General features: G+C 66.3%; 16 protein-coding genes. 6 read left to right on the forward strand and 10 right to left on the reverse strand.

Translation table 11 applies throughout. The features are described from left to right. Nucleotides 1-12: 12 nt before the first annotated feature. Nucleotides 13-1,146, reverse strand: a complete 1,134-nt coding sequence (gene dinB / locus PS060_RS08900) for a DNA polymerase IV (RefSeq protein WP_273982536.1) — start codon at nt 1,144-1,146, stop codon at nt 13-15. A 128-nt stretch (nt 1,147-1,274) separates the two neighbouring features. Here dinB and PS060_RS08905 point away from each other — a divergent pair, with 128 nt between their 5' ends. Further along, nucleotides 1,275-2,531 (forward strand): multidrug effflux MFS transporter, encoded by a 1,257-nt coding sequence (locus PS060_RS08905; RefSeq protein WP_273982538.1) that lies wholly within the window; start codon nt 1,275-1,277, stop codon nt 2,529-2,531. An 86-nt stretch (nt 2,532-2,617) separates the two neighbouring features. Here PS060_RS08905 and PS060_RS08910 read toward each other — a convergent pair whose 3' ends face one another. From PS060_RS08910 to crtY, 8 genes are all read right to left on the reverse strand, one after another. Continuing rightward, the gene (locus PS060_RS08910; protein WP_273982541.1) at nt 2,618-4,171 is read right to left on the reverse strand and encodes an acyl-CoA carboxylase subunit beta; all 1,554 of its coding nucleotides are present in this window, start codon (nt 4,169-4,171) and stop codon (nt 2,618-2,620) included. Between the two features lie 243 nt (nt 4,172-4,414). Beyond that, nucleotides 4,415-6,307 carry an acetyl/propionyl/methylcrotonyl-CoA carboxylase subunit alpha gene (locus tag PS060_RS08915; RefSeq protein WP_273982542.1) on the reverse strand — a complete coding sequence of 631 codons (1,893 nt, stop codon included), beginning with the start codon at nt 6,305-6,307 and terminating at the stop codon, nt 4,415-4,417. Beyond that, nucleotides 6,304-6,804, reverse strand: coding sequence for a hypothetical protein (locus tag PS060_RS08920; RefSeq protein ID WP_273982545.1), 501 nt, complete (start codon nt 6,802-6,804; stop codon nt 6,304-6,306). Before PS060_RS08920 ends, PS060_RS08915 begins: the two co-directional genes overlap by 4 nt. 119 nt (nt 6,805-6,923) lie before the next feature. After that, on the reverse strand, nt 6,924-7,898 hold the full coding sequence (locus PS060_RS08925; RefSeq protein WP_273982548.1) for a phytoene/squalene synthase family protein: 975 nt from the start codon (nt 7,896-7,898) through the stop codon (nt 6,924-6,926). 9 nt (nt 7,899-7,907) lie between these two features. Beyond that, the gene (locus tag PS060_RS08930) at nt 7,908-8,489 is read right to left on the reverse strand and encodes a TIGR00730 family Rossman fold protein (protein ID WP_273982551.1); all 582 of its coding nucleotides are present in this window, start codon (nt 8,487-8,489) and stop codon (nt 7,908-7,910) included. A gap of 7 nt (nt 8,490-8,496) precedes the next feature. Next, nucleotides 8,497-8,904 carry a hypothetical protein gene (locus PS060_RS08935; protein ID WP_273982553.1) on the reverse strand — a complete coding sequence of 136 codons (408 nt, stop codon included), beginning with the start codon at nt 8,902-8,904 and terminating at the stop codon, nt 8,497-8,499. Next, entirely contained in the window at nt 8,904-10,466 is a 1,563-nt protein-coding gene (locus PS060_RS08940) for a phytoene desaturase (RefSeq protein ID WP_273982555.1), read from the reverse strand. Before PS060_RS08940 ends, PS060_RS08935 begins: the two co-directional genes overlap by 1 nt. Next, nucleotides 10,463-11,743 carry a lycopene beta-cyclase CrtY gene (crtY, locus tag PS060_RS08945; protein WP_273982557.1) on the reverse strand — a complete coding sequence of 427 codons (1,281 nt, stop codon included), beginning with the start codon at nt 11,741-11,743 and terminating at the stop codon, nt 10,463-10,465. Before crtY ends, PS060_RS08940 begins: the two co-directional genes overlap by 4 nt. Before the next feature lie 165 nt (nt 11,744-11,908). Here crtY and PS060_RS08950 point away from each other — a divergent pair, with 165 nt between their 5' ends. Beyond that, the gene (locus PS060_RS08950; protein WP_273982559.1) at nt 11,909-12,925 is read left to right on the forward strand and encodes a MipA/OmpV family protein; all 1,017 of its coding nucleotides are present in this window, start codon (nt 11,909-11,911) and stop codon (nt 12,923-12,925) included. A gap of 30 nt (nt 12,926-12,955) precedes the next feature. Here PS060_RS08950 and PS060_RS08955 read toward each other — a convergent pair whose 3' ends face one another. After that, entirely contained in the window at nt 12,956-13,759 is an 804-nt protein-coding gene (locus PS060_RS08955) for a hypothetical protein (protein ID WP_273982560.1), read from the reverse strand. A 139-nt stretch (nt 13,760-13,898) separates the two neighbouring features. Here PS060_RS08955 and PS060_RS08960 point away from each other — a divergent pair, with 139 nt between their 5' ends. From PS060_RS08960 to PS060_RS08975, 4 genes are all read left to right on the forward strand, one after another. Continuing rightward, the gene (locus PS060_RS08960; protein WP_273982561.1) at nt 13,899-15,200 is read left to right on the forward strand and encodes a metal-dependent hydrolase family protein; all 1,302 of its coding nucleotides are present in this window, start codon (nt 13,899-13,901) and stop codon (nt 15,198-15,200) included. Further along, complete coding sequence (locus tag PS060_RS08965; RefSeq protein ID WP_273982562.1) at nt 15,197-15,799, forward strand: DUF2585 family protein; 603 nt, start codon at nt 15,197-15,199, stop codon at nt 15,797-15,799. The genes PS060_RS08960 and PS060_RS08965 overlap by 4 nt, the downstream gene beginning before the upstream one ends. 92 nt (nt 15,800-15,891) lie before the next feature. Beyond that, the gene (locus tag PS060_RS08970; protein WP_273982563.1) at nt 15,892-16,389 is read left to right on the forward strand and encodes a hypothetical protein; all 498 of its coding nucleotides are present in this window, start codon (nt 15,892-15,894) and stop codon (nt 16,387-16,389) included. Next, entirely contained in the window at nt 16,386-17,240 is an 855-nt protein-coding gene (locus PS060_RS08975) for a metal-dependent hydrolase (RefSeq protein ID WP_273982565.1), read from the forward strand. The genes PS060_RS08970 and PS060_RS08975 overlap by 4 nt, the downstream gene beginning before the upstream one ends. Nucleotides 17,241-17,256 lie beyond the last annotated feature (16 nt).

A 17,256-nucleotide genomic window follows, 5' to 3' on the forward strand; every position in this document is an offset into this window, starting at 1 on the left:
GTGATGAGACCATCATAGAAGCTGCAATTGCGCCGTGTCACGCGGTTGTTGCGCTTCGCCTGCCGCGCCCTCCAGCGCGGAGAGCGTCAGCCCCATCAAGCGGATCGGCCCGCGCAGGGGCAGCTCAGCCTCCAGCAGCGCACGGGCGGTCTCGGCGAATTCGGCCTTGCCGCTGACCGGATCGGGCCGCGAAGCCGCGCGGGTCATGATCTGGAAATCGGTGAACTTGAGCTTGAGCGTCACCGTGCGGCCCTTGGCGCCCGCCGCCTCGATCCGCTCCCACACGATGTCGATGATCGTCTCCAGCGTGTCGCGCAGCGCTGCGCCGCTGCCGATGTCTTCGGAGAAAGTGCGCTCGCCCCCGATCGATTTCCTGATCCGGTGCGCCGCCACGGGGCGCAGATCAATGCCGCGCGCCGCCCGGAACAGATAATCCCCCATGCTGCCGAACGCCGCGCGCAGGAAGGCGATGTCCTTCGCCGCAAGATCGGCGCCGGTCAGGATGCCGAGTTTCTGCATCTTCGCTTCCGCCTTGGGGCCGACCCCGTGGAAGCGCCGGATCGGCAAGCCCGCCACGAACTGCGCGCCCTCGCCGGGGCGGATCACGCACAGGCCATCGGGCTTGTTCTGATCGCTCGCCAGCTTGGCGAGGAACTTGTTGTAGGAAACGCCGGCGCTCGCCGTCAGCTTGGTCTTGGCGCGGATCTCCTGCCGGATCAGCTCGGCAATGCGGGTGGCGCTGCCGATGCCGAGGCGGTCATCGGTGACATCGAGATAAGCTTCATCAAGGCTCAATGGCTCGATCACGGGGGTGTAATGCTCGAACACCCGGCGGATCTGGCGGCTGGCTTCCTTGTAGGCATCAAAGCGCGGGCGCACGAAGACGAGGTCGGGGCACAGCCGCAGCGCGGTGACCGAAGGCATGGCGCTCCTGACCCCGAACTTGCGGGCTTCATAGGAGGCCGCTGCCACCACCCCGCGCCCACCGGCAAAGCCGACAGCGACCGGCCTGCCCTTGAGCGCCGGGTCGTCGCGCTGTTCGACGCTGGCGAAGAAGGCGTCCATGTCGACATGGATGATCTTGCGCAGGCCCAGCTCATGGCCCTGCGCATCGGCGCTGTCATCGGGGTGGGGCCGCGCGCTCATGGCCTGCTAAATAGTTGCTTGGCCCGCAGGAAGGAACTGTTGCTGGAACAATTCACCCAAGCGGCCATTTTGTGCAGATGCGAAATGAACAGTGGTCTTCTGGCGAACCCGTGGGCAAAGGCCCGGCGATGGCCACCTCGCTCGCCTCCTCTGCGCCCACCTCCACGCCCGCCGCCAAGAGCCTGGGCGAGCGCGAGCTGATGTGGATGATGGCGATGCTGATGGCCTTGAACGCCTTCGGGATCGACGCGATCCTGCCGGCCCTTGATGCGCTGGCAAGCGATCTGGCCGTGCCGGGGAACGACCGGCAATTCGTGATCGGGGTCTATCTACTGACCGGCGGGCTCGGCTCGCTGGTGCCCGGCGCGCTGGCCGATCGGTTCGGGCGGCGCCCGATCCTGCTGGGTTCGGTCGCCATCTACATCGTCCTGTCGGCACTGTGCGCGCTGGCGCCGTCCTATGACGCGCTGATCGCGATCCGTGCTGTGCAGGGCTTCTTTGCAGCCGGGATCGTCGCCCTGCCGCCCGCGATCATTCGTGACCGGGTTGGCGGCGACAAGATGGCGCGGATGATGAGCCTGATCTTCGTGATCTTCCTGATGGTGCCCGCGGTCGCGCCGACCATCGGCGAGGGCATCCTGCAATTCGGCAACTGGCGCGCGATCTTTGGCGCAATGGTGGTGCTGGGCGTGGTGATGGCGACGTGGGTCTTCATCCGTCTGCCCGAGAGCCTGACCGAAGCGAATCGTCAGCCGATCGAGGTGCGCAGCATCGCCAGAAACATGGGCCGCGCGCTCACCCTGCCGAGCACCTTCGGCTATGTGATCGGTTCGGCGCTGGTGTTCGGCGCCTTGTTCGGCTTCATCAATTCCTCGCAGCAGCTGATCAGCCAGACCTTCGGCGCGGGTGACATCTTCCCGATGATCTTCGCGATCTGTGCCGGGTCGATGGCGCTCGCCAGCTGGTCGAACTCGCGGATCGTCGAACGCTTCGGCGCGCGCCGGGTGAGCCACACGGCGCTGTTTGCCTTCATCGTGGTAAGTGCGGCGCAGGTGATGTTCGCCTTCCAGCCGGACGAAAGCCTGTGGCAGTTCGTGCCGCTGATGGCGATCAACATGGCGCTCCTGGGCTTTATCGGCAGCAATTTCGGCGCGATTGCGATGAACCCGTTCTTCGACACGGCTGGCGCGGCAAGCTCTGCCCACGGCTTCGTGCGCATGACGATGGCCTCGCTGCTGGGCGGGGCAATCGGCTATGCCTTCGACGGCACCGCCCGCCCGCTGGCGCTGGCGCTGCTGGCGAGCGGCCTTGCCTGTCTGGTGCTGGTGCTGCTGAGCGAGAAGGGCAAGCTGTTCGGGCCGAGTGACGCGGAGATGGGGGGCTGAGCAGGCCCACCCCGCTGCGATTAACCTCGCCTGCGGCTCGCTAAGTCTCGCTCCCCTCCCGCTTGCGGGAGGGGTTGGGGCTGGGCCTAGCGCTCGCTTTCGAGCCTTCTCCACGCCAGCCCCGCAAACTCGCACAGCAGGGGCCGCGTGTCGCGCGGGTCGATGATGTCTTCGACATTGAAGCGCTCGGCGGAGCGGAAGGGCGAGGTGACTTTCGCCAGCCGCGCGCGGATCTCTTCCAGCAGCGCCTCCGGGTCATCCGCAGCTTCCAGCTCGGATTTGTAGGCGACCTCCAGCCCGCCCGCGATGGGGAGGCTCCCCCAGTCGCCCGACGGCCAGCAATAGCGGTATTGATACCGCTCGGCATTGCTCATCGCGCTCCCCGCAATCCCGTAGGCGCGCCTGAGAACCACCGAAGCCAGCGGCACCGTCGCCCGGTAGATCGCGTTCATCGCATTGACGCCGTAACGGATCGTCCCCGCCATCTCCGCCTCGCGCCCGATCATGAAACCGGGGTTGTCGACGAGGTGGACGATGGGGAGTCGGAACTGGTCGGCAAGGCGCACAAAGCGCTCGACCTTCTCGCTGGTCTTGGCCTCCCACGATCCGCCGAGATAACTGGGATCGGAGGCGATGACGCATACCGGCCAGCCATCGAGCCGCGCCAATGCCGTGATCGCCGCGCGGCCCCAGTGCCGGCCGATCTCGAACACGGTGCCAGCATCGAAGACATGATCGAGGCAGCGGCGCATCGAATAGACCTGCTTATCCTCGCGCGGGACCAGGGAGAGCAGAGCCTCCTCGCGCCGGTCGGCGGGGTCGCCCGTCTCCACCCGGCGCGCGGGCTGGCCGACATATTCGGGCATGAAGGACAGGAAATGCCGCGCGCGGGCGAAGGCCTCGGCCTCGCTGGCCACCTCGTCATCCACCACCCCGTTGCGGGTGTGGATCGCGCTGCCGCCGAGCGCTTCCTTGGCCTCCTCGTGATTGGCCGCGCCGCCCTTGTAGGCGTCGCCCAAGCCGTCAACCACGGCAGGGCCAGCGGCAAAGATTTGGCTCAGACCCTTCACCATGATCGAATAGTGGCTCGCCACCGTCCGCGCCGCGCCAAGGCCCGCGGTCGGCCCCAGCGCGAGCGCCACCACCGGCACGGTATCGAGATTGGTCACCACATCGCCCCAGCCGGGCACCGCGGGGATATAGGTCGCGCCAATCTGTTCGAGCGTCTTGACGCTGCCGCCGCCGCCCGTGCCGTCGATCATGCGGATGATGGGCATCTTGAGCTGGTGCGCCATCATCTCGGCCTGCACCATCTTGCGCGCGATCCCCGCATCCGCAGCGCCGCCGCGAATGGTGAAGTCGTCGGCGGTGGCCACGACCGGGCGGCCATTGATCAGCGCCTTGCCGAACAGGAAGGGCGCGGGGGTGACCGAAGCGAGGTCGCCATTGGCGTCATACTTCGCCGAGCCCGCGATCTTGCCGATCTCGCGGAAGGAACCTTCGTCCACCAGCGCCGCGAGCCGCGCGCGGGCATCCATCTTCCCGCGCCCGTGCTGCCGCGCGACCTTGTCCGCGCCGCCCATCTGCTCGGCCAGCGCCTCGCGTTGGCGCAGTTCTTCGAGTTCCTTGGCCCAGGTCATTCCCTCTCCCCAACCCTCGTCATTGCGAGGAGGCCCGGACTTGATCCGGGCCGACGCGGCAATCCATGGACCGGCCTTGCGCCGGTTTCGACGTCAGGTGATGGATTGCTTCGCTTGCGCTCGCAATGACGAAAAGTGGGTGACGAGGGAGGCCCACCCCTAACCCCTCCCGCAAGCGGGAGGGGGATTGGTCGCGCCCGCTTCTCCCCTCCCGCTTGCGGGAGGGGCCGGGGGTGGGCAAGTCTATTCTTTGCTAGCCGGCACCACCCGGCAGAGCACCGCCTCGACCTGCACCTGCCCGCCCGCGCTGACGCTGAGCCCCTCGACCACCCCGTCGAAGGGCGCGGCGAGGGCGTGTTCCATCTTCATCGCTTCCAGCACCATGAGCCGCTGCCCGGCGGTGACGGTCTGGCCTTCGCTCACATCGACCGCGATGACCTTGCCCGGCATCGGCGCGATGATCGCGCCGTCTGCGGCGGAGGCTTGGCCGGTGCCGTCGTGGCGCGGAAGAGTCACCGCGTATGTTTGTCCAAACTCGTTGACGAGGGCGAGTTGGCGCAATGGCTCATCCGTGCGTCTGCCTGACGGGACATCATATTCCAAAGGCGCAGTTGTGAGCTGGCCATCGACCATCACATGCGCGCTTTGTCGCTTATCGGCGTTTGGCCTAAATCCGTGCAATCCACCGTTCCACGGTTCGTCTTCCCAATTGTTGCTGTTCCATTGGAGCACATGGAGCGCTTCAGCCAATGCCTCTTGTGAAGGTATGGCAGGTGGGATCAGGTCTGTGCCCTTGCGCTCAATGAAGCTCGTTTCGATGCTACCCGACCGGAAGTCACCATCGTTCGCAGCACGATACAGAAAACCTGCGTTCGAACGGATGGGCCACACATTGATGTCGGCGAGTGTTTCAAGAAGTGAGTCGATGGCAGCGCTGCGATCTGCTTCGTGCACAACGAGTTTCGCGATCATCGGATCATAAAACGGAGATACTGTGTCTCCTTCCGCAACGCCTGTATCTACCCGAGCGCTAGCAGCGCGACGGGTAAAGCACTCCAATCGCCCCGTGCTAGGCAAGAACCCCTTCGCTGGATCCTCTGCATAAAGCCGCGCCTCGATGGCATGGCCGTTGATCGAGAGTTCCTCCTGCCGCTTGGGCAGCGGCTCCCCGCTCGCCACGCGCAGCTGCCATTCGACCAGATCGACCCCGGTAATCTCCTCGGTCACCGGATGTTCGACTTGTAGCCGGGTGTTCATCTCCATGAAGAAGATGCGGTTCGCACGGAGCCCCTCGCTGGCGTCGGCGATGAATTCGATCGTGCCGGCGCCCTCGTAATCGACCGCCTTGGCGGCGCGCACGGCGGCGGCGCAGATGGCTTCGCGGGTGGCCGCGTCCATGCCGGGGGCGGGGGCTTCCTCGATCACCTTCTGGTGGCGGCGCTGAAGCGAGCAGTCGCGCTCGAATAGGTGGACGACGTTGCCGTGGCTGTCGCCGAACACCTGCACCTCGATATGGCGGGGCGAGGTGATCCACTTTTCGAGCAGAACCTCGTCATTGCCGAAGCTCGCCTTGGCCTCGCGGCGGCAGCTTTCCAGCGCGGCGGCGAAGTCGGCGGGGGCATCGACCTTGCGCATCCCCTTGCCGCCGCCGCCTGCGACCGCCTTGATGAGGACGGGGTAGCCGATGGCCTCGGCCTCCTTGGTCAGCCGCTCGACCGACTGGTCGGACCCGTCATAGCCCGGCGTCACCGGCACGCCAGCCGAGCGCATCAGCTGCTTGGCCGCGTCCTTGAGGCCCATCGCGCGGATGCTGGCAGGCTTGGGGCCGACCCAGATCAGCCCCGCATCCAGCACCGCCTGCGCGAAGTCGGCATTCTCCGAGAGGAAGCCGTAGCCGGGATGGATCGCATCCGCCCCGGTCTGCTTGGCTGCCGCGATGATCTTCGCGCCCACCAGATAGCTCTCGGCCGCGGGCGAGGGGCCGATATGCACCGCCTCGTCGGCGCTCCGCACATGGAGCGCCTTGGCATCGGCATCCGAATAGACCGCAACCGTCGCCACACCCATCGCCTTCGCGGTGCGCATGATCCGGCAGGCGATCTCGCCGCGGTTGGCGATCAGGAGCTTGGTGATCATGGCTCGACCTCGAAATGGCTGTTCACATCGGCGACCTTGGCCGCGCAGGCTTCGGGCGCTTCCATGGTGAAGCTGGTGTTGGCGACCAGCCAGCGGCCCTCGCGCTTCACCATGCTCAGCGAATTGACCCCGCAATGGCTGAGTTCGCCCGCGACGGTGAAATAGTACGGCCCCCAGGCCTGCGCCATGTCACCATCGACCAGCACCGCTTCGATATGCATGATCTCGGCGACATCGGCGGGGGACTTGAGCCAGTTTTCGAGGTGCCTCGCGACCGGCACCATAGCGAGGCGCGGGGCATCGGGGGTGCGGCGGTCGTGGACGAAGATCATGCCCTCGGGCACCATCTGGCGGGCAAGCGCGGTCTTGTCGTCGTCGGAGAGCGCATCGAAGAAATCGCTGACGCCGTCCATGACCGCGATCTGCTCGCTGGTTGGAGAATTCGCGGCGAGCGGCGCGGCGGCGAGCAGCGCGGTGGCGAGGAGTAGGGCTTTCATGCCAGCGGGATTAGCGCGGCTTGGTTGCAAAGGAAACTGTCTCCCACCCTCGTCTTCCCGGCCTCCGAGCCGGGATCCCGCTTCCTTGTCACCCGGCGCAAGAAAAGCGGGGCCCCGGATCAAGTCCGGGGAGACGGTTGGGCCTGTTTGGGCCGGTAATCCGCGATCCCCCAGTCGATCCCGCCCGCCGGCATCTTCTCGCGGTTGAGCACCGCTGAAAGGAACGCGCGCACGCCGTAGAGCGCCTTTTCGCCGCGCGGGACATAGGTGCGGGAGTTCCACGCCTCGGCGCCCCGTGCGCGCACCTTGCGGCCGATTGCGCCATAGATCCGCGCCGCCGAAAGCACCGCCCACCGGCTGCGGAAGGGGAGCTTGGCCGCGCCCACGCGGGCTGCCGCCTCGTGCTTTTCCACCAGGGCCACCAGCCTCGCGGCCATTTCGGCGAGTTCCTTGCGGTGGTGCGGCTTGGTGTGCTGGCCGGGCTCGATGTCCTGTTCGACCAGCCATTCGATCGGCAGATAACACCGCCCCGCGGCATCATCCTCGACGATGTCGCGGGCGATGTTGGAAAGCTGGAAGGCGAGGCCCAGATCATTCGCCCGGTCGAGCGTTTCCTGATCGTCCGGCGATACCCCCATCACCACCGCCATCATCACACCCACCGCGCCCGCGACATGATAGCAATAGCGCATCATGTCGGCCTCGGTGCGCGGGCGCCAGTCCTCGGCGTCCAATTGGAAGCCTGCGATCACGTCCTCGGCCATCTGCTCGGTGAGGCCGACTTCAGCGGCAACCACGCCCAGCGCGTCGAAGGCCGGATCGCCGGTCGGCTTGCCCTCGAACGCCAGCGCGGTCAGGCGGCGGATATGGGCGAGGCGGTCTGCCAAATCGCTCTGGTCGCCCAGCACGCCGCCCATGTCCTGATTGTCGGCAATGTCGTCCGCCCGGCGGCACCAGGCGTAGAGCAGCCAGGCGCGCTCGCGGGTCTGGTTGTCGAACAGCTGCGAGGCGGCGGAAAAGCTCTGCGAGCCCTTCTTGATCGACAGCCGGGCGTGTTCGACCAGCGCCGCGCGGGTGGTGGCATCGACGGCCATCGCGCGAGCCTACAGTTCCTCGGCCTTCATCCGGAAGATCGGGGTGTGGGGCTGATAGGCCTCCATCTTGGCGAGCAGTTCGGCAATCGTGTCGGCGGCGATCAGGATGTTCTGATGCGCGGGCCGGACGAAGCCGACTTCGGCCATCCTGGCGTTGAAGGCGAGCAGGTGGTCGTAGAAGCCGAAAGCATTGAGCAGGCCGACGGGCTTGGAATGATAGCCGAGCTGCGACCAGCTCATCGCCTCCCACAGCTCGTCCATCGTGCCGACCCCGCCGGGGATGGTGACGAAGCCATCCGACAGGTCGGTGAAGCGCTGCTTCCTCTCATGCATCCCGCCGACGGTGACAAGTTCGTCGCAATCGTGGTTGGCGACTTCGGCCTTCACCAGATGCTCCGGGATGATCCCGATGACCTCGCCGCCCGCGTCCTTCGCGCCCTTGGCGACCGCGCCCATCAGGCCGAGCTTGCCCCCGCCATAGACGAGGCCGATCCCGCGACGGGCGAGTTCGGCACCGACATCATGGGCGAGTTGGAGGTAACGCGGATCCTCGGGCGAGGCCGAACCGCAATAGACAGCCAGACGTTTCATCAATGCCTCAGCGATCCGCCTTGCACGCAAAATCGATCATTTCGCGGTCGTCCTCGCTCGGAGGGGAGTCGGCGAAATCCATCGTCAGCCCCTCCATGGGCAGGCGCATATTCTCGGCGAATTCCGAGGTGTGGATCCAGCCTTCCTTCACCCCCAGCAGGTTGCGCTCGCAATCGACCGCCATGATCATGTCGACCACCATCGCATCCTCGCCGCGAATGTCGGCGCGCAGCAAGACCAGCTTGAGCCGGCGGCCATCGACCACCGTCTCCGAACGCCACGCCTCATCGACCCAGCCGATGCCTTCTTCGTTGTTTTCGAATTCGGTCCAGTTGTGGGCATGGCCGGGGGCCGCCAGCGGCGAGGTGCCGAGGTCGAGCGCCGAGGCGGCGAGCAGAAGCAGCGATGCAATCATCAGGCGTTCACCCTGGCCAAGTCTTCGAGCATGAGCCCAGCGGTCGCCTTGGCACTGCCGACCACGCCGGGGATCCCCGCGCCCGGGTGCGTGCCCGCGCCGACGAGGTAGTAATTGTCGATCACATCATCGCGGTTGTGGCCGCGCAGCCAGGCGCTCTGCCACAACACCGGTTCAAGGCTGAAGGCACTGCCCATGTGAGCGTTGAGATCGGCCTTGAAGTCCTTGGGGGCATAGCTGAACTTGGTGACGATCCGCGAATGGATGTCAGGGATCAACCGGCGGCCCAATTCATCAAGGATCATCTTTTCCAGCCGCGGCCCGACCGCATCCCAATCCAATGGCATCTTGCCCATGTGGCTGACGGGGACGAGCGCATAGAAAGTGCTCTTGCCCGCCGGGGCCATTGATGGGTCGCTGACGGTCGGGTGGTGGAGGTAGATCGCGAAATCCTCCGGCACCACGCCGTTCTTGTAGATATCGTCGAGCAGGCCTTTGTAGCGCTTGGCGAACAGGATCATGTGGTGCGGGATGCCGGGCCAGGTGCCCTCCAGCCCGAAATGCACCACGAACAGCGAGGGGCTGTAGCTCTTGCGGCCCAAGGACTTGGCCATCTTGCGCCCGCGTTCGCTGCCCGAGAGCAGATCCTTGTAGGAATGCATGATGTCGGCATTGCTGGCGACCGCATCGAAGCGCTGGCGGAAGCCGGACTTGCTTTCCACCTCGGTGGCCTTGGTGCCCAGCGTATGCACCTGCACCACCGGATCGCCGACCCGCATCGTGCCGCCCAGCCGCTCGAAATGGCGCACCATCCCCGCAATCAGCCGGTTGGTGCCGCCGCGCGCCCACCACACGCCGCCGTCCTTTTCCAGCTTGTGGATCAGGGCGTAGATCGACGAAGTGTTCATCGGATTGCCGCCGACCAGCAGCGTGTGGAACGACAGCGCCTCGCGCAGCTTCTCGTTCTGGACGTAGCTCGACACCATCCCGTAGACCGAGCGCCACGCCTGTTCCTTGATGAGCGCCGGGGCGGCCTTCAGCATCGACTTGAAGTCGAGGAACGGCACGGTACCAAGCTTCAGGTAGCCTTCCTTGTACACGCGCTCGGAATATTCGAGGAAGCGCGCATAGCCTGCGACATCGGCCGGGTTCAGCTTGGCGATCTCGGCGTTGAGGTGGGCCTCGTCGTTCGAATAGTCGAAATTGGTGCCGTCGGGCCAGTTGAGGCGGTAGAAGGGCATGACCTTCATCAGCTCGACATCATCGGCGAGGTCGTGGCCCGTGAGACCCCACAGCTCCTTGAGGCAATCGGGATCGGTGATGACAGTCGGCCCGGCATCGAAGGTGAAGCCGTCCTTCTCCCAGAAATAGGCGCGCCCGCCCGGCTTGTCGCGGCTTTCGATCACGGTGGTGGCGATACCTGCCGATTGCAGCCGGATTGCGAGTGCCAGGCCGCCAAAGCCCGATCCGATCACGCAGGCCGTGCGGCCTTCATAGCGCTGGGCGAGCGCGGGGTTCACGCCCTTGGCACCAGACAGGTTGAGCTTCGCATCGGCGTTCATGCCGGGTTCTCCATGGTGTGAGGCTTGGTGTCTAACGGCGTTCCGGACGAAAACAGCGCCCGGATCGCGCGCGGAATAGCTACGGGCGGCTTGCCCGTCAGGATGCGCAGCCGATCAGGCCAGGTCGAACGGCCCGCGTAGAACCGCTCCACCAGATTGCCCTTGAGCGCGTAGAAATGCTCGAACACCACCACCCGCTTGCCGGGATCGGCGGCCTCGAACAGCATCCGGCTGAGCATCCGGTAATAGGCGGTCGCGCGCCAGTGACGCTTGGCCCGGCGGCGGCAGAAGGCGGCGAGCTCTGCGCCCGACAGGTCGGGGCGGCGCGCGATGAGCTGCGCAATGGCGAGCGCGTTGCTGGCTGCGAAGGGGATCGTGTAGCTGGTCAAGGGGTGCGAGAACCCGCCCCTTGCACCTGCCAGCGCGACGCCGGGGATCGTGACTTCGGCGGTGGCGGCTGCGAAACTCCCGCCCGAGACCACCGGCAGGATGCCCGCTTCCTGATCGATCACCTCGCCCTTCCAGCCGTGGCGATGGGCATATTCGGCGACCCGGCCCTTGAGCACCTCGGCGTCCATCTTCGGCTGGTCGGCATAATAGGTGTCCTCGATGAACACCTCGTCGGGCGACAGGGGGAGGACATAGACGAAGCGGTAGGCCTCGCCATTGCCGTGGGGTGCGACCTGATCGACGCTCGCATCCATGATGACGGGGCGGGTGAGGCCGTGGGGACGATCGCACTTGAAGTGCTGGCCGAGGAACACCTGCCATCCGCCGCTGAGCGCCGGTGAGGATTTGAACGGGCGGCAATCGATCACGCGCTTGGCCGTCAGCCGGGTGCCATCGGCCAGCGTCACGCCGCCTGCATCAAGGCTGGCGGCTTTGGTCTGCAACATCATGCGCTCGGCAGGCAGTTCCGCCATCAGCGCGCGGTGGAATTCGGCACTGGCGAGCGAGCGATAGGCGGTGGGCAGGGTGCGGCCATAGGCGGGGAAGGTGATGTCATAGCCCTCGTCCCAGCCATTGAGCTGGAAGCCCGCCATCAGCGCGCGCTCGCGTTCGGGGATGTCGGTTTCGAACCAGCTCCAGCGATGGTGCCCGCCGAAGGTGCGCCCGGCCTCGACCACGACAAAACGGCATCCCGGCGCATGGCGATGGAGCGCGAGCGCGATCAGCCCGCCTGCCAGCCCGCCGCCAACGATCACCACATCGTAAGGGTGCGCGGCAACGCGGGGGGGCACCGTTGCAGGCACCGGGTTCTGTGCGGATTCGACCATCGAGCCACTGCCCTAGGCCAGCCTCGCGCGATGGGCAATCGCGCTCGCAAAAACACGATGTTGCAACATCACCTGCGGGAACCTAAGCGCCCCGCGCCGTTTGTGGCAGCGCGGCCTCGCGCGCAGCGCCGGGCCGGCCAAGGATAACCGCCAAAGGATCGCACCATGTCTCTCCGCCTGTCTCTCGCCCGCAGACCTCTTGCCCGCCTGACTGGCGCTGCCGTGCTTGGCGCGCTGGCGGCCAGTCCGGCCCATGCTGCCGAGAGCGAAGGCACCGCCGAGACGAGCGAAAGTGCCGCCGAGGCCGGGCCCCAAGCCGCCCCGCCGCCTGCGGCCACCACACCCGCACCCGCTCCCGCCCCGGCTGATGCGCAGACCCCGGCTGCGCCGCCCGCCTTTGCCTTTGCCAAGCCGGTGTTCGACGAGACCTGGGCGACTATCGGTCTCGGCCTCGGCATGGTGCCAAGCTATGCTGGCTCGGATGATTACATCGCCTTCCCCTTGCCGCTGATCGTGGGCCGGGTGGGCGGGGTGGGGATCAGCCCCAACGGGCCGGGTTTCGTGCTCGATTTCAACCCGCCCAAGCCCGGCCTTGCCCCGCGCAAGGGCGCGCGCATCGCCTTTGGCCCGGCGTTCCGGTTCCGCAATGATCGCAACAACCGCATTTCCGACGCGGTCGTGGCGCGCGCGGGAAAGCTCGATGCGGCGCTCGAAGTGGGCGGCAATGTCGCGGTCAGCTTCCCCGGCGTATTCAAGCCGTTCGACCAGCTCAATGTCGGCGTGCAGGCGCGCTGGGATGTGCTGGGCGCGCATGAGGGGATGATCGTCGAGCCGCAGATCACCTACCGCGCGCCGATGGGCCGCGCCTTTGTGTTGCAGGTGCAGGCCAGCGCCGAGTTCATCGACGACAATTTCGCGGATTACTATTTCACGGTGTCGCCCACGCAGGCAGCCGCGACGGGTCTGGCGCCGTTCCGCGCCGATGGCGGGCTGAACCGGATCGGCACGATTGCGCTGCTGAGCTACGACCTTGATCGCAATCCGCTGAACGGCGGGTGGAGCCTCACCGGGATCGGCGGCTATTCGCGCCTGATCGGTGACAGTGCCGATACGCCCTACACCGCTGTGCGGGGCGATGCGAACCAGTTCATCACCGGGCTCGGGGTGGCCTACACCTTCTGATGCTGATGGGCGCGGGCGGCGCTGGCCCGGCTATTCCGGGAAGCGCCGCTTGAACACCGCTTCGAACGCGGCGGCCATGGTGGCTTCCTCTTCTGCGGTCAGCGGCTCGTTCTCCATCTGCGCGCGCACTTGCTGGATCGCCGGGTTGGCTCTCTGCATCTTGAGCAGCGCCGGATTGGAAAGCGCCTGGCGTCCGGCCTCGATGAGGTCTTTCTCGTCCATCGCCGCCATGCCTGCCGCCACCGCATTGTCGATGTCGGACTTCACTTCCGCCGCGCTCACATCCTTTTCGGCGGCGACCGTGGCGAGCGTTTTGTCGAAGCTGTAATTGGCGACCACGCTGCCCATCATCCGGCGCCCGACATCGGAGCGGTAGAACCCGGCGACCTGGGTCGCTTCTTCGGGGGTGAGATAATCGGCCATGACCGCCAGCATCTTCGGCCGATAGAGCGCGGTCACCCGCAGCGACTGGCTTTCCAGCACCGGACGCATCCCGGCCATCATCTCGTCGAGCAGTCCGGGGCTGGCTGCCTCGGCGGCAGCGATAGAGGCATCCTGCGCCATCATCTTCTTGATCGCAGCCAGACCGTTGTCGATCAGCACCTTGTTGTCGACCGTGCTTTCGATCGCGCGCATCAGATCGTCATAGGCCGGGTGATCGGGCTGGGGGTTGGCGATGGTCGGTGCCCGCACCGTGGCGACCGGCGACGGCGGCGGCGCCATCGGGGGCGGCTGGGTCTGCGCTTGCGCGGCGGCGAAAGGCGCGGCGAGCATCAGCAGGCTCAGCATCGCAGCGCGGCGCCCCGATTGGCGCAGAGCGGGAAAACGGATCATCAGGCGGCCCCCATAACGGTCTTGGATTCTCCGCAAGATAATCGCACCTTTGCGGGGCCCCAAGCGAATTGTCTGTTTGCATGACGGTTTTTGCGCAAGGCTTGCCATCATCCTCGGCCCGCGCCATCACCCGTGCCACATGGCTGAGGGGAGACACATGATGCACACCATCCGCACACTCGCGCTGGCGGCCAGCGCGCTGGCAAGCACCGCGCTGGCAGGCCCGCTCGCGGCAGAAACCATCGCGATCCGCGCCGGCAGCGTCATCACCGACGCGGCGAGCGACCCCACCGGCCCGGCGACGATCATGGTCGAGGACGGCAGGATCGTCAGCATCACCCCCGGCCACGGTGCCGTGACCGCCGACCGCGAGATCGACCTTGCAGCCAAGACCGTGCTGCCCGGACTGATCGACTTGCACACCCACCTCACCGGCGATCCCGGCGGCGATTTCTGGAAGGAAGCGACCGAGCCTGACGAATGGGGCGTGGTCGTGGGGGCCAAGAACGCCCGCCTCACCGCGCTCGCGGGCTTCACCACCGTGCGCGAGGCAGGCAGCGGCAAGGACACCGCCTTCTCGCTCCGGCGCGGCACCGCCGAAGGGCTGGTGCCGGGGCCGCGCATTGTCGCCGCCGGCCCGGCGCTGTCGATCATCGGCGGGCATGGCGACGTCAACGGCTTCCGCTCGGAGGTCAACGAGCTGCTCGATTCCGGCTTCACCTGCACCGGCCCGGTCGAATGTGCCGCCAAAGTGCGGCTCGCCAGCCAGAACGGCGCGGACGTGATCAAGATCACCGCCACCGGCGGCGTGCTCAGCCAGCAGGGCCGGGGGCTGGAGGCGCATTTCACGCCCGAGGAAATGAAGGCGATTGCCGACACCGCCCATTCGCTCGGCCTCAAGGTCATGGCCCACGCCCACGGCGCGCGCGGCATCCAGCAGGCCGCCGAGGCGGGGATCGATTCGATCGAGCACGGCACCTATCTCGATGAAGCCGCGGCCAAGGCGATGAAGGCCAATGGCACCGTGCTGGTGCCGACCCTGATGGCGCTGGAGGGCGTCTCCGAGGGGCTCGGCAAGGGCGTCTATACCCCCACGGTCGAAACCAAGATCCGCGCCGTCCAGCCGCTGATGGCGAGCCTCGTCAGCCGCGCGCGGCAATATGGCGTGACGGTCGCCTTCGGCACCGATGCGGGCGTGTACCAGCATGGCCGCAATGCCGAGGAGCTGGGGCTGATGAAGAAGCAGGGCATGACCGACCGCGAAGTGCTCGCCAGCGCCACCACCGTGGCGGCGAAGGTGCTGGGGATGGAGAGCCAGATCGGCAAGCTCGCCCCCGGCTATTCGGCTGACATCATCGCGGTCGACGGCAACCCGCTCGCCGATGTCACCGTGCTGGAAGAGGTCGACTTCGTGATGGTGCGCGGGCGTGTGATTGAATGAGCGCAGGCGCTCTGATCCCCGACCGCCGAACGATCCTCGTTGCGCTCGGTATCACGCTTGTCACCATCGCGATCCTGCTCGCCATGGGCCGCACGCCGATTTGCGAATGCGGCTATGTCAGCCTGTGGCACGGGCAGATCAATGACGCGGGCAACAGCCAGCACATCACCGACTGGTACACCCCCAGCCACATCATCCACGGGATGATCTTCTACGCGCTGGGCTGGTGGCTGTTCGTCAAGCGCGGTTGGGGCGGGGCGCAAGGCTACCGCTGGGGCTTCCCGCTCGCGGTGCTGCTGGAGGCCGCGTGGGAGGTGCTGGAAAACACCCCGATGGTGATCAATCGCTTCCGCGCGGTGACCGCCAATTTCGGCTATTCGGGCGATTCCGTGCTCAATTCGGGCGCGGACATCATGTGGATGAGCTTCGGCTTCTGGCTCGCCCTGCGCCTGCCGGTGCGCGTGACGGTGGCGCTGGCGGTGATCGGCGAGCTGGTGGCAGGCTATGTCGTGCGCGACAATCTGACGCTGAATGTCATCATGCTGCTGATGCCGGTGGACGCGATTGCCGAGTGGCAGGCATCGGGCGGGGTGGCCTGATACGCCCGCGCTGGCATAGCGGGCGCTTCTGACCTATGCTCCCCCGCCAAGAGCCCGGCGCAGCGCCGACCGGGCCGGGGGGAGAGGGGCTTATGCTGACCGAGCGCAGGCGGGGCCTGCTGGTCTTCAACGGGATCGGGCTGATTGCCAGCGCCGTGCTGTCGGGCTGGCTCTATTTCTTCTTCACGCTGGGGGCGATCGACCTGTGGCCCTTCGTCACCGATGTGCCCGCGCATATCCCCGGCGACCGGCGCGCGTGGAACATGGCGCATTTGGAAGGCATCACCAACGGCACGATGCTGATCGCCATCGGCGCAGCGGGCGGCTACCTGAGGCTGGGCGAGCGCGCTCAAGGGGTGCTGTTCTGGGCGGCGCTCGCGTTCGGCTGGCTGTTCACCCTGCCCGCCATCGCCAACGCCCTGTTCGGCACGCGCGGGCTGGAGTTCGGCGGCGGGCCGTTTCCGGGCGATGTCACCATCAACAACATCATCTTCCTTGCCGGATGGCCCGCGATGATCGGGGTGCATCTCGCGGTCGCCCTGCTGCTGTGGGGCGCATGGCAGCATCACCGCCACGGAGCCGGGCAATGAACGCCCCCATCATCGTGCGCCGCATCCCCTTCGCCTTCGACGAGGCGATCGACCCCGTCTGGCACCCGACGCGCCCCGAATGGAGCCACATGGTCAACGGCGCCTCGCTCGCCATGCCCTATCTCGAACCCTTCCTGATCAAGACCGTGACCGAGGCGCTGAAGCAGGTCAGCGACCCGGCGCTAAAGGCCGATGTCCACGGCTTCATCGGGCAGGAGGGCATCCACTTCCAGAGCCACCGCCGCTACAACGAGATATTGAAGCGCCACTATCCCGAACTGGCCGAGGTCGAGGCCGGGATGGAGGCCGATTACCGTCGATTCCAGAAGCGCAGTCTCAAGTGGCGGCTGGCCTACACCGCCGGGTTCGAGACGATGACCATGGGCATCACCGAGTGGCTGATCCGCAGCCGCGCCCCGTTGTTCGCCGGCGCCGACAGCGCGATTGCCTCGCTGATCCTGTGGCACATGGTCGAGGAGACCGAGCACAAGAACGTCGCCTGGGATCTCTACAACCACCTCTATGGCGACTGGCGCGGGCGGGCATGGGGCTTGCTGTGCGGAACGGTTCATGTCGCGCTGGCGAGCCGCAAGGGCTATGTCGCGATGCTCAAGCGTGACGGGCGGTGGCGCAGCCTGTCCAGCCGCTTGCAGCTATGGGCAATGGTGTCGCGCTTCCTCGTCCATTCCTCGCCCGCGATGCTGCGATCCTTGCTGCCCGGCTATCACCCCTTCAAGGTGCGCGATCCCGCATGGGTGGCGCATTGGGCAAGCGCGTATGCGGGCCTGCCTGAGGGCAGCATCCCGCTGCTTGATACGGATGATCCGGAGATCCCGGCGCGGTTTGCGTAACGACAGGTGCGCGCGT

Source organism: Erythrobacter sp. BLCC-B19 (assembly GCF_028621955.1).
In the GTDB taxonomy this organism is placed as follows: domain Bacteria; phylum Pseudomonadota; class Alphaproteobacteria; order Sphingomonadales; family Sphingomonadaceae; genus Erythrobacter.

Coding starts and splice junctions, on each gene's coding strand:
- dinB (WP_273982536.1), bottom strand. CDS start 1,146: ATGAGCGCGCGGCCCCACCCCGATGACAGCGCCGATGCGCAGGGCCAT.
- PS060_RS08905 (WP_273982538.1), top strand. CDS start 1,275: ATGGCCACCTCGCTCGCCTCCTCTGCGCCCACCTCCACGCCCGCCGCC.
- PS060_RS08910 (WP_273982541.1), bottom strand. CDS start 4,171: ATGACCTGGGCCAAGGAACTCGAAGAACTGCGCCAACGCGAGGCGCTG.
- PS060_RS08915 (WP_273982542.1), bottom strand. CDS start 6,307: ATGATCACCAAGCTCCTGATCGCCAACCGCGGCGAGATCGCCTGCCGG.
- PS060_RS08920 (WP_273982545.1), bottom strand. CDS start 6,804: ATGAAAGCCCTACTCCTCGCCACCGCGCTGCTCGCCGCCGCGCCGCTC.
- PS060_RS08925 (WP_273982548.1), bottom strand. CDS start 7,898: ATGGCCGTCGATGCCACCACCCGCGCGGCGCTGGTCGAACACGCCCGG.
- PS060_RS08930 (WP_273982551.1), bottom strand. CDS start 8,489: ATGAAACGTCTGGCTGTCTATTGCGGTTCGGCCTCGCCCGAGGATCCG.
- PS060_RS08935 (WP_273982553.1), bottom strand. CDS start 8,904: ATGATTGCATCGCTGCTTCTGCTCGCCGCCTCGGCGCTCGACCTCGGC.
- PS060_RS08940 (WP_273982555.1), bottom strand. CDS start 10,466: ATGAACGCCGATGCGAAGCTCAACCTGTCTGGTGCCAAGGGCGTGAAC.
- crtY (WP_273982557.1), bottom strand. CDS start 11,743: ATGGTCGAATCCGCACAGAACCCGGTGCCTGCAACGGTGCCCCCCCGC.
- PS060_RS08950 (WP_273982559.1), top strand. CDS start 11,909: ATGTCTCTCCGCCTGTCTCTCGCCCGCAGACCTCTTGCCCGCCTGACT.
- PS060_RS08955 (WP_273982560.1), bottom strand. CDS start 13,759: ATGATCCGTTTTCCCGCTCTGCGCCAATCGGGGCGCCGCGCTGCGATG.
- PS060_RS08960 (WP_273982561.1), top strand. CDS start 13,899: ATGGCTGAGGGGAGACACATGATGCACACCATCCGCACACTCGCGCTG.
- PS060_RS08965 (WP_273982562.1), top strand. CDS start 15,197: ATGAGCGCAGGCGCTCTGATCCCCGACCGCCGAACGATCCTCGTTGCG.
- PS060_RS08970 (WP_273982563.1), top strand. CDS start 15,892: ATGCTGACCGAGCGCAGGCGGGGCCTGCTGGTCTTCAACGGGATCGGG.
- PS060_RS08975 (WP_273982565.1), top strand. CDS start 16,386: ATGAACGCCCCCATCATCGTGCGCCGCATCCCCTTCGCCTTCGACGAG.